This window comes from Aeromicrobium chenweiae, from assembly GCF_003065605.1.
Taxonomy (GTDB): Bacteria; Actinomycetota; Actinomycetes; order Propionibacteriales; family Nocardioidaceae; genus Aeromicrobium; species Aeromicrobium chenweiae.
On record NZ_CP026952.1, the window covers coordinates 1,096,448 to 1,107,312 of the forward strand.

General features: G+C 71.0%; 11 protein-coding genes and 2 tRNA genes. 10 read left to right on the plus strand and 3 right to left on the minus strand.

Features of this window, described 5'->3' with window-relative positions; translation table 11 throughout:
- Positions 1–2: 2 nt before the first annotated feature.
- Genes C3E78_RS05300 through C3E78_RS05315 form a run of 4 tightly spaced genes read left to right on the plus strand, consistent with a single transcriptional unit; the run spans position 3 to position 4,048 of the window.
- On the plus strand, positions 3–1,538 hold the full coding sequence (locus tag C3E78_RS05300; RefSeq protein WP_108577321.1) for a CDP-glycerol glycerophosphotransferase family protein: 1,536 nt from the start codon (positions 3–5) through the stop codon (positions 1,536–1,538).
- Positions 1,539–1,571: 33 nt separating this feature from the next.
- Positions 1,572–2,030 carry a ribose-5-phosphate isomerase gene (locus tag C3E78_RS05305; RefSeq protein ID WP_108577322.1) on the plus strand — a complete coding sequence of 153 codons (459 nt, stop codon included), beginning with the start codon at positions 1,572–1,574 and terminating at the stop codon, positions 2,028–2,030.
- A complete protein-coding gene (locus tag C3E78_RS05310) occupies positions 2,023–2,835 on the plus strand; it encodes an Fpg/Nei family DNA glycosylase (RefSeq protein WP_108577323.1) in 813 nt (270 codons plus the stop codon). Before C3E78_RS05305 ends, C3E78_RS05310 begins: the two co-directional genes overlap by 8 nt.
- Before the next feature lie 10 nt (positions 2,836–2,845).
- Positions 2,846–4,048 carry a PP2C family protein-serine/threonine phosphatase gene (locus C3E78_RS05315; RefSeq protein WP_135804845.1) on the plus strand — a complete coding sequence of 401 codons (1,203 nt, stop codon included), beginning with the start codon at positions 2,846–2,848 and terminating at the stop codon, positions 4,046–4,048.
- A 44-nt stretch (positions 4,049–4,092) separates the two neighbouring features.
- On the opposite strand, the gene C3E78_RS05320 is transcribed toward C3E78_RS05315, so the two are convergent.
- Both C3E78_RS05320 and C3E78_RS05325 read right to left on the minus strand, forming a co-directional pair.
- Positions 4,093–4,166, minus strand: a tRNA-Gly gene (locus C3E78_RS05320).
- Positions 4,167–4,470: 304 nt separating this feature from the next.
- Positions 4,471–5,010, minus strand: coding sequence for a nucleoside/nucleotide kinase family protein (locus C3E78_RS05325; protein WP_108577325.1), 540 nt, complete (start codon positions 5,008–5,010; stop codon positions 4,471–4,473).
- Between the two features lie 31 nt (positions 5,011–5,041).
- On the opposite strand from C3E78_RS05325, the gene C3E78_RS05330 reads away from it, so the two are divergent.
- The 5 genes from C3E78_RS05330 to C3E78_RS05350 all read left to right on the plus strand — a co-directional run bounded on the left by C3E78_RS05330 (position 5,042) and on the right by C3E78_RS05350 (position 8,941).
- Positions 5,042–5,115 (plus strand) — tRNA-Pro (locus C3E78_RS05330).
- A 154-nt stretch (positions 5,116–5,269) separates the two neighbouring features.
- Positions 5,270–6,643 (plus strand): trigger factor, encoded by a 1,374-nt coding sequence (tig, locus tag C3E78_RS05335; RefSeq protein WP_108577326.1) that lies wholly within the window; start codon positions 5,270–5,272, stop codon positions 6,641–6,643.
- A gap of 56 nt (positions 6,644–6,699) precedes the next feature.
- Positions 6,700–7,956, plus strand: a complete 1,257-nt coding sequence (locus C3E78_RS05340; RefSeq protein ID WP_108577327.1) for an esterase/lipase family protein — start codon at positions 6,700–6,702, stop codon at positions 7,954–7,956.
- A 53-nt stretch (positions 7,957–8,009) separates the two neighbouring features.
- Complete coding sequence (locus C3E78_RS05345; RefSeq protein ID WP_108577328.1) at positions 8,010–8,471, plus strand: SRPBCC family protein; 462 nt, start codon at positions 8,010–8,012, stop codon at positions 8,469–8,471.
- A complete protein-coding gene (locus tag C3E78_RS05350) occupies positions 8,471–8,941 on the plus strand; it encodes an SRPBCC family protein (protein WP_108577329.1) in 471 nt (156 codons plus the stop codon). The genes C3E78_RS05345 and C3E78_RS05350 overlap by 1 nt, the downstream gene beginning before the upstream one ends.
- Before the next feature lie 147 nt (positions 8,942–9,088).
- Here the strand turns inward: C3E78_RS05350 and C3E78_RS05355 are convergent, their stop codons facing one another.
- Positions 9,089–9,826: a GntR family transcriptional regulator gene (locus tag C3E78_RS05355; protein WP_108577330.1), complete on the minus strand. Its 738-nt coding sequence runs from the start codon at positions 9,824–9,826 to the stop codon at positions 9,089–9,091.
- A gap of 125 nt (positions 9,827–9,951) precedes the next feature.
- Here C3E78_RS05355 and C3E78_RS05360 point away from each other — a divergent pair, with 125 nt between their 5' ends.
- Positions 9,952–10,851 (plus strand): sugar phosphate isomerase/epimerase family protein, encoded by a 900-nt coding sequence (locus C3E78_RS05360; RefSeq protein WP_235833686.1) that lies wholly within the window; start codon positions 9,952–9,954, stop codon positions 10,849–10,851.
- Positions 10,852–10,865: the final 14 nt, after the last annotated feature.

A 10,865-nucleotide genomic window follows, 5' to 3' on the forward strand; every position in this document is an offset into this window, starting at 1 on the left:
GGGTGACCCCGGACGTGCCGACCGATCAGGCCGTCCCGGAGACCCCGATCGACCTGCGGCGTCGCCACCGGCTCATGTTCGTCGGAGCGTTCGCTGCGCTGCTCGTCGCGGCGATCCTCCTGGAGCGCGGGCTCGTCCCGGTCCTCGTGGTGGCGGCCCTGACCCTCGCGGCGCTCGTCGACCCGAGACTCGGCGAGCGGCCCCCGTGGACGCACGGGCTGCCGGGCGTGCCGGACGGGCCTCCGAGAGCGAGCCGGATCCCGCCGGTGGTCTACCTCGTGTCGAGCATCGTCGCCCTCGTCGCGACCGCGGCGCTCGTCGCCGTCGGCGCCCCGGTGTGGGCGTTCCTGCTGCTGGCCGTGCTGGCCGCCCTCGCGTGGTTCGTCTCTGCCGAGAGCGCGTGGCGGTACGCCCTGCACGCGCGGCGGGTCCGGCGCGGCCTGAGGGCGTACGCCCCGACCACCGCGATGGGCTACGCCGGCCGGTCCGGCGCACCCTGGCAGCTGCGGATGTGGGAGCCGTACATCCTGCGCTCGGGCGAGCCCAACGTGGTCATCAACCTGCACGAGAAGTACGCGCGCATGATCCTCAAGGACGCGGCGCTCACCTCGCCGTTCGTGCAGCTCGGCTCGCGCGGCTTCGGCGACCTCGACGGGGTGCTCGTGCCGTCGCTCCGGGCGGTGTTCTACGTCCAGAACGCGCGCGCCAACGCGGGGTTCATGGCGCACACGCGACTGACCCACGTGTGGCTCAACCACGGCGACTCCGACAAGCCGGCGAACTTCAACCCGCGCCACGCGCTCTACGACAAGCTCGTCGTCTGCGGCCAGGCCGGCATCGACCGCTACGCGAACCACGGGATCCACGTCGACCCGGAGAAGTTCGTGATCCTCGGTCGTCCGCAGGCCTCGGGGGTCAAGCCGGCCACCGGGCCGATCGCCGGGCGTCACCCCAAGGTCGTGCTCTACGCCCCGACCTGGCACGGGCTCGACGACGCGGTGAACTTCTCCTCCCTCGAGCGCGGGCCAGAGATCGTGCGCGCCCTGATCGACCGGGACGTCACGGTCATCTTCCGGCCGCACCCGCTGAGCTACCGCTGGCGCATCCGTCGCGCCGTCGTCCAGGAGATCCGCGCGATCCTCAAGGCCGACAAGGTGGCGTCCGACCGCCGTCACCTGTGGGGGCGGACCGTCGACAAGAAGTGGACGGTCGCGGGCTGCGCGAACCGCTCGCACGCCCTCATCTCGGACGTGTCGAGCGTGGTGTCGGACTACCTGCAGTCCGAGAAGCCGTACGCGATGACGAGCATGCGGGCGTCGGTCGAGGACTTCCGTGCCGAGTTCTCGGTGGCCGAGACCGCGTACGTCCTGCTCGGCGACCTGTCCAACCTCGACGAGGTGCTCGACGACCTGCTCGAGCGCGACCCGCTGGCCGAGGCCCGGCGTGAGCGCAAGCGGTACGTCCTGGGCGACTTCGTGGGCCAGGAGTCGGCGGACGCGTTCGCCCAGTTCGTGCGGGACCTCGTCCGAGGCGCTTGACGTCCCGGTTGCGGGTGCTGGGAGACTTCCCCCATGCGCGTCCACATCGCCGCCGACCACGCCGGCTTCGAGCTCAAGTCCCACCTCATCTCCTGGCTGACCGCCAACGGCTACGAGCCGGTCGACCACGGAGCCCACTCGTACGACGCGGAGGACGACTACCCGCCGTTCTGCGTCGCCGCAGCCGAGGCGGCCGTCGCCGAGCCCGGCACCCTCGCGATCGTCATCGGCGGCTCCGGCAACGGTGAGCAGATCGCGGCCAACAAGGTCAAGGGCGCCCGCGCGGCCCTCGCCTGGAGCACCGAGACCGCCTCGCTCGCGCGCCAGCACAACAACGCGCAGGTCGTCGCGGTCGGTGCGCGCATGCACACCCAGGACGAGGCTGTCGCGATCGTGGAGACGTTCCTGACCACCGAGTGGAGCCAGGCCGCCCGCCACCAGCGCCGCATCGACATGCTGCTGTCCTACGAGGAGACCGGCGAGTTTGCCTGAGGGGCACACCCTCCACCGGCTGGCCGCCGACCTCGCCGCGGCGTACGCGGGCCGGCGCGTCACGTCGACCAGCCCGCAGGGGCGGTTCGCCCTCGAGGCCAGGCGTCTGGACGGCCGCGTGCTCGAGGGCACCGAGGCGTACGGCAAGCACCTGTTCGTGTCGTTCGACGGCACGGAGGAGCAGGTGCACGTCCACCTCGGCCTCTACGGGACGTTCCTGATCTCGCCGGGGACGGGCCGGCCCGTCGTCGGGCAGGTGCGTTGGCGGCTCGAGGCCGAGGACACCGCGGACCTGCGGGGTCCCAACGCGTGCGAGCTGCTGACGCCGCCCGAGGTGGCGCTGATCCTGGCCAGGCTGGGACCCGACCCGTTGCGGGCGGACGCCGATCCCGACCGCGCGTGGCACCGCATCCACCGCTCCAGCACGCCGATCGCCGCCCTGCTGATGGACCAGAAGGTGCTCGCCGGCGTGGGCAACGTCTACCGCGCGGAGGTGCTGTTCCGGCAGGGCGTCGCGCCCATGACCGCGGGGCGGCGGATCCCCCGGGTGCGCTGGGACGCGATCTGGAGCGATCTCGTCGCGCTCATGGAGATCGGCGTCGAGCGCGGCCGGATCGACACCGTGCGGCCCGAGCACGAGCCCGAGGCGATGGGCCGCGACCCGCGCGCGGACGACCACGGCGGCGAGGTCTACGTCTACCGGCGGGAGGGGCTGCCGTGCCTCGTCTGCGGCACGCCGGTCCGCCGCCGTGAGGTGGCCGGAAGAAACCTGTTTTGGTGTCCGGGGTGCCAGCGAGATCGGTAGGCTCGGCCTCGTGACCACAGGCTTGCGGCGCGCCCTGCCCCGGGTGAGCGGATACGTCGACGACCGCATCGTGCGGTGGCGTACCGGCACGGCCGAAGGACAGGCCGCGGTGCTGTCCGTCCTCGTCGTGATGGCGGTGGCGCTCCTCGCCGGATCGCTGGCCAGCTACGACACGGTCCCGGCTCCGGCGTTCGTCATCCCGCTCCTGCTCGGCGGCCTGGCCCTGCGCTACCGGCCGCTGCTGACGCTGGTGCTGGTCATCATCGGCTGCGTCGCGATCGCGGTCACGCGCCAGTACGTGGTCGCGGTCGGCGACGGCGAGGACGGCTTCACCCCGAGCCGCATCAGCACGCTGGTCGTCATGGGCCTCGCGGCGCTGATCGTGCTGTACGAGTCCAGCCGGCGCCGCAGCGGTCTGCCGGGCCCGCTCGGCGAGGTGATGCTGCTGGACCTGCGCGACAAGCTGCAGGCCCAGGGCGTCGTGCCTCCGCTCCCGGAGGGGTGGGACTCGCAGTCCGCGATGGTGTCCGCCGGTGGCGCGAACTTCGCCGGCGACTTCCTGGTCGCCAACCTCACCGAGGACGGGACGCGGCTCGAGATGATCCTCGTCGACGTCTGCGGCAAGGGCGTCGGCGCGGGAACCCGGTCGCTGCAGTTCGCCGGCGCCCTCGGTGGCCTGATCGGCGCGCTGCCCCCGCTCGGCCTCTTCGCGGCCGGCAACGACTTCCTGCTGCGTCAGCGCTGGGACGACGGGTTCGCGACCGCGGTGCACGTCCTGATCGACCTGCCCACGGGGGAGTACTCGATCACCAACGCCGGCCACCCGCCGGCGCTGCGGTGGAACGCCGCGACCGACGAGTGGGAGATCGACGGCGCGCGGGGCACGGCGCTCGGCATCGTGCAGCGTCCCGACCTGCACCAGACGACGGGCCGGCTCGACGTCGGCGACGCGCTGATGTTCTACACCGACGGCGTCGTCGAGACCCGCGCCCAGGACTTCACCAGCGGCGTCGAGTGGCTGCGCGGCGCGGCGCGCACGATCGTCTCCACCGGGTTCGACCAGGCGCCGCGACGCATCCTCAAGCTCGTGACGTCGGGTGACGACGACCGCGCGGTGCTGATCCTCAGCCGCCCGGGCGCTCCGGCGCCCCTCACGGAGGCCCCACCGCTCGAGACCATCGTCGACGAGCCGCCCAAGCACCTGCTGTCCTGAGCGGGACGCGAAAAGGGCCCCTCGTGGAGGGGCCCTTTCAGGTGAGCGGACGACGAGACTCGAACTCGCAACATTCTGCTTGGAAGGCAGAGACTCTAGCCAATTGAGTTACGTCCGCAGGTGCTGCCGAAGCAGCGCAACCATGATGCCACAGGCCTCCCGCCGACCGTGAATCGCCCGCCCCCACCCGCCCACGAGTCACGTACGGACGCCCACGAGTCACGTACGGACGCCCACGAGTCACGTACGGACGCCCGCGAGTCACGTACGGATGGCGAGGAGTCACGTACGGATACCGGACGTGACTCCTCAGCGTCCGTGCGCGACTCGTCACGTTCCGTGCGTGACTCGTCAGCGTCCGTGCGCGACTCGTCAGCGTCCGTGCGTGACTCGTCGGCGAATCGGTGGGGCGGGGGGAGCGGTCAGGTGGGGATGACGACGTCGGCGTGCTGCCGGGGGTGATCGGCGGCGAGGTACGTCTCCTCCTGCTCGGCCCAGATGTCCCAGTACGGTGCGAACGTGTCGCCGTCGCGGGCCAGCGCACGGGAGCGGCGGACGTCGGCGGGTGCGTCGAGCCAGATCAGCAGGCTCAGGTACGGCCGGAGGACCGTGGCCCCGCTGCCCACCCCGTCGAGCACCAGCAGGGGAGCCGGCGGGACCCGCAGCTCGGACGCCGGCTCGTCACGCACCCAGCTCCAGCGGGGAGCGACACCGACCTCCCCGACGGCGACCGACGCCAGGACGCCGGCGACCATGGGTGGTGTGGCCGCGAGACCGTGCCACCCGGGGTAGATGTCGTCCAGGTGCAGCACCGCGGCACCCGTGGCCGCCACGAGCCCCGCGGTGAACGCGGTCTTGCCCGATCCGCTGCGACCGTCGACCGCGACGACCTTGGTGGAGCCGCACGCCGGCATGCGGTCCGCGATCAGGTCCACGAGCGCGTCGTACCGATGGAGTGCCACGGCCCCAGTGTCCACTAGACTGACGCGGCTACGGGATGTAGCGCAGCTTGGTAGCGCGCGCCGTTTGGGGCGGTGAGGTCGCAGGTTCGAATCCTGTCATCCCGACACAGGACGTACCTCTGCGCGCGCTCAGGCCGAGGGCGGTGGCGCATTATCGTCTTTTTCCCGGTCGTGAGAGACTGGACGGACGCTTTGACGGCCGTCCACGGCCGCAGCGGGTCAGTCGACCCCCCACCGAGATCATGCAGGAGTCAAACACGTGAAAAGCACCACCGAGACACTGAGCCCGACACGGGTCAAGCTCACCATCGAGGTGCCGTTCGAGGAGTTCAAGCCCAGTCTTGACGCCGCGTACAAGACCATCGGCTCGCAGATCACCATCCCCGGCTTCCGCAAGGGCAAGGTCCCCGCGGCGATCGTCGACCAGCGCATCGGACGCGGCGCAGTCCTCGACGAGGCCCTGAACTCGGCGCTGCCCGGCTGGTACAGCCAGGCCCTGCAGGACACCAACGTCCAGCCGCTGAGCCAGCCGGAGATCGACCTGTCGAAGTTCGAGGACGGCGAGACCATCGAGGTCACCGCCGAGCTCGACGTCCGCCCCGAGCTGGAGATCCCCGACGTCTCCGCGATCGAGGTCACGGTCGAGGACGCCGCGGTCACCGACGAGGACATCGACGAGCAGCTCACCGCCCTGCGTGAGCGCTTCGCGACCTTCGCCGAGGTCGACCGTCCCGTCGCCGAGGGCGACTTCCTGACGATCGACCTCTCCGCTGCGCAGAACGGCGAGGAGATCCCGGAGGCCCAGGCCGCCGGCATGCCCTACTCGGTCGGCAAGGCCACGATGCTCGAGGGCCTCGACGAGGCCGTCATCGGCCTGTCCGCCGGCGAGTCCAAGACGTTCACGACCCAGCTGGTCGGCGGCGAACTCGCCGGTCAGGACGTCGACGTCACGGTCACGGTCAAGGACGTCAAGGAGCAGCAGCTCCCCGAGCTCGACGAGGAGTTCGCCCAGACCGCGTCGGAGTTCGACACGATCGAGGAGCTCAAGGCCGACCTCACCGACCGCGTGACCCGCGGCAAGCGCATGGAGCAGGCCAACGAGGCCCGCGACCTGGTGCTGGACGAGATCGTCAGCAAGATCGACGCGCCGCTGCCCGAGAGCCTCGTCACCGAGGAGATCGGCAGCCGCCGTCAGCAGATCGAGCAGCAGCTCGCGATGGCCGGCGTGCCGTTCGAGCAGTACCTCGACGACGAGAAGCAGACCGTCGACGAGTTCGAGGCCGAGCTCGAGAAGCGCGTCCGCGACTCGCTCGTGGCGCAGTTCGTGCTCGACCAGGTCGTCGCGAACGAGGAGTTCGGCATCGACGACAGCGAGCTGTCGCAGCACATCATGCGTCGCGCGCAGCAGTCCGGCGAGGACCCGAACTCGTACATCCAGCACATCATGGAGCACAACCACGTGCCCGAGATGGTCAGCGAGGTGCTGCGCGGCAAGGCGCTGGCGTCCCTGGTGGAGTCAGCCAAGGTCACCGACAAGTCCGGCAACGTGATCGAGCTGTCGAAGCTGCGTGCCGACGGCACGTTCGCCGAGGACACCGAGGACGACGCTGAGGAGACTCCGTCGGAGGCGTGACCGACGCCTCGGCTCACGGCGTTCCCCATCCTGCCGGTCTCCGGCAGGATGGGGGCATGCCTGCCGAACCCGCCCGGACGACGGACGTCGCCGCGCTGGCCCTCGACTACGGCGACCGCCTGATCGTCGGGACGGCGCGCGACCTGCACCGGGCCGTCTCCGCACGCTTCTTCCGGGCCACCCGCGTGGTCGGGGGACGCGTCCCGGAGTCACTGAACGACGCGGTCGTGACGTCGGTCTACGGCGCCATCTCCGGCACCCTGCGCGTGTCCAGCGGGTCCGTGCGCGCGCTGGCCGCACGCGGCGTCGGCCGCCCGATCGAGTCGAGCCGGCGCGGCCGCCTCGTCGTCGCGGCCGTCAACGGCCTGATCGGCGACGAGCTGCGCACGCTGGGCGACCCGCAGGCCATCACGATGGCGGCCCGGGTCGACGGCGAGGACGTCCCGACGACGTCCTGGCAGCTCGGTGAGGCGTTCCCCGGCGCGACCAGCCACCCCGTGATCTTCGTCCACGGCCTGTGCGAGAACGACGAGTCGTGGTCCAACGGCGCCAAGGCGCACGGCACGACCTACCCCGAGCGCGTCGCCGCCGAGACCGACGGCACCCCGGTCCTGATCCGCTACAACACCGGGCTGCACATCTCCGAGAACGGCCAGCACCTCGACACGCTGATCCAGCAGGTCGTCGAGAACTGGCCGGTCGCGGTCACCCGCATCACGCTCGTCGGGTACTCGATGGGCGGCCTGGTGGCGCGCGCGGCGACCAACCACGCGACGGCCGCGGGCCAGACGTGGCAGCACCTGGTGCGCGACGTCGTGTGCCTCGGCACCCCGCACACCGGGGCGAACCTGGAGAAGGCCGCCCACCTGGGCTCGCGGCTGCTCACGTTCTGGCCCGAGTCGGCGCCCTTCAGCAAGATCCTCGAGCACCGATCGGCCGGCATCGTGGACCTGCGACACGGCTACATCACGCGTGACGAGTGGGAGGGCCAGGACCTGACGGGCCAGTGGGGCCTGGACCGCATCGCGGCGGCCCCGCTGCCGCACGCGGAGTACCACTTCGTCGCGGCCACCCTCGGTGCCTCCCAGGGGCATCCGCTCAGCTCGGTGCTGGGCGACCTGCTGGTGCACTTCTCGTCCGCGACGGGCGTCGGCCGCGCCGGTCCCGTCGTCGACGGCGCCCGGTTCGAGTACCTCGCGAGTGCGCACCACTTCGCGCTGCTCCACCACCCCCAGGTCGGGGACTGGCTCGTGGGCTGGCTCAACGCACGGACGCGCAGCCCCAAGGCGCTGCCGGCGCCGCGTCGCGCCTGACACGCTGTCGCCACCTCGGTAGGCTCGGGCGAAACCAACTCTCGAGGAGCTCCATGCCCAACCAGCAGCTGATCGACGGCTCGATCGACATCGACGCCAGCCCGGCCACCGTGTGGGCCGTCGTGTCCGACCTTCGGACGATGGGGGAGCGCAGCCCGCAGTGCCGCCGGATGTTCATCCTGGGCAAGCAGGTCGGACTGGGGACGCGGACGTTCAACATCAACCGCCAGGGCTGGAAGCGCTGGCCCACGAACGCCAAGGTCGTCGCGTTCGAGCCCGAGCGCCGGCTCGCGTTCCAGATCCTCGAGAACCGCACGATCTGGACGTACGAGCTGGAGCCCACCGCCACCGGCACCCGGCTGACCGAGTCCCGCACCACGCCGCGCGGCGTCGCGGCGGTGTCGAACTTCGCGACGGACAAGATACTGGGCGGCACCGAGCAGTTCGAGTCGGACCTCAAGGACGGCATCCGCCACACCCTGGAGCAGGTCAAGGCAGCCGCCGAGGCCGCCTGATGGGCCAGCCGCCGCTCGAGGCGTCCATCGTCATCGCCGCGCCGCCGTCAGCGGTGTGGGCCGCGCTGTCGGACCTGCGCGCGATGAAGGACCGCAGCCCCGAGGTGATCCGCACCTGGCTGCTGGGTCGCCCCGGGGTCGGTCGCCGGGCGGTCAACCTCAACCGCCGGGGTGCTGTCGTGTGGCCGACGTGGAGCCGGATCACCCGCTGGAAGGACCCGGTCCAGGACTACGGACGCGGCGCGCTGGCGTTCCGGGTGATGCCGACCGACGTCGAGTGGTCGTACGAGCTGGAGCCGACGGACGGCGGGACCGAGGTCACGGAGCGACGCTCGGCCCTGGTCGACCCCAGCCTGGTCGTGCGGCTCACCGCGCGGTTCCTGCTGGGTGGAGCCGACCGTCACGACACCGAGCTGCTCGCCGGCATGCACCGGACGCTGGAGACCCTCCGGTCAGACCTCGAGCGCTGAGGGGAGACTCCGGTCCGCCGAGGGGAGACTCCGGTCCGCCGAGGGGAGAGTTGAGTACTCCCATCGGGGGACGGAACTCTCCCGTCAGTGGACGGAACTCTCCCGTCAGGGGACGGAACTCTCCCGTCGGGGGACGGGAGTCTCCCGTCAGCGGTCGACGAGGGTGAGCTCGAAGGCGTAGAGGTCGGGACGGTACGCGTGGCGGCCGTACTCGACGGCGCGTCCCGCGTTGTCGTACGCCGTGCGCTGCATCGTCAGCAGGGGAGCGCCCTTGCGCTCGCGCAGCAGCCGTCCCTCCTCGACCGACGCCCCGCGGGCGCCGATGCGCTGCCGGGCGACCCGCATGACGATGCCCGAGTCGCGCAGGTACGCGTACAGGCCGGTCTCGGCGAGATCGACCGCCTCGAGGTCGACGACGTCGAGCGGGATGTAGTTGTGCATGAGCGCCAGGGGCTCCTTGTCGACGAAGCGCAGCCGCTCGAGCGACCACACGTCGGCGCCCTTGCTCAGCTGCAGCTCCCTGGCGACGTCCTCGTCCGCGGGGACCTTGCCGATCGCGATGACCTCGGTGCGGGGCTTCTGGCCCGCGGCGCTGAGGTCGTCGTGCAGACTGGTGAGCTCGACGGAGCGGCGGATCTTGCCGTGGACGACCTGGGTGCCGACACCGCGCTTGCGGACCAGCATGCCCTTGTCGACCAGCACCTGGATCGCCTGCCGCATCGTCGGGCGGGAGAGCCCCAGGTCGGCCGCGAGGGAGATCTCGTTGTCGATGCGCTCACCCGGCGCGATCGTCCCGTCGAGGATCGCCTTCTCGAACTGCTCGGCCACCTGGAAGTAGAGGGGGACGGGGCTGGAACGATCAAGGGTGAAGCGGGGCCCGGGCATGCGCACAATGTATCGGCATCGCAGGACATGTCAATATGTCAGGACAAATGCTTGACAGCCTTGTGTGCCGTGGGACACACTCCTCCTACCGACTTTGTCACGACAAATAGAAATCCGAGGAACACGTGTCGACGACCCTTGACCCCCAGGGCCTGACCCCCGTCCGCATCGCCGGTGCGCCGATCTCGTGGGGCGTGTGCGAGGTGCCCGACTGGGGCTACCAGATGCCCGCTGAGCGGGTGCTGACCGAGATGCAGTCCCTCGGCCTGGCCGCGACCGAGTTCGGCCCCGACGGCTTCCTGCCCGAGGACCCCGAGGCGAAGGCGGCCTTCCTGGACGCCTACGGCATGCACGCGGTCGGCGGCTTCCTGCCCACCGTCCTGCACGACCCCGACCACGACCCGATGAGCGACGTCGACCCGTTCATCGACGCGTGCCTGGCCGCCGGCGCCGGCGTCGTCGTGCTCGCCGCCGCGACCGGGGTCGAGGGCTACGACGCCCGCCCCGTCCTGGACGAGCTGCAGTGGAAGACGCTGCTGACCAACCTCGACCGCATCGCCGACCACGCCACCGAGCGCGGGGTCGTCGCAGCGATCCACCCGCACATCGGCACGGTGGTCGAGGACGCCGACGAGGTCCAGCGCGTCCTCGACGGCTCGCACATCGGTCTGTGCATCGACACCGGACACCTCGCGGCGGCGGGCGCCGACCCGGTCGCGATCACGCTCGCGAACCTTCCCCGCGTCAAGCACGTGCACCTCAAGGACGTCGACTCCGCCACCGCGGCCCGCGTGGTCGCCGGCGAGGTCTCGTTCGCGGACGCCGTCGCGGGCGGCATGTGGCGGGTCCTCGGCCAGGGGGACGTCGACATCAGCGCGATGATCGCCGCCTTGCGCACGCACGGCTACGACGGCTGGTACGTCCTGGAGCAGGACGTCATGTTCAAGAACGGGGCGCCCGCGGGCGAGGGACCCGTGGCGGACGTCCGCGCCAGCCTCGACTTCGTGAAGGCAGCGCTGGCGTGACCGCTCACGAGCTC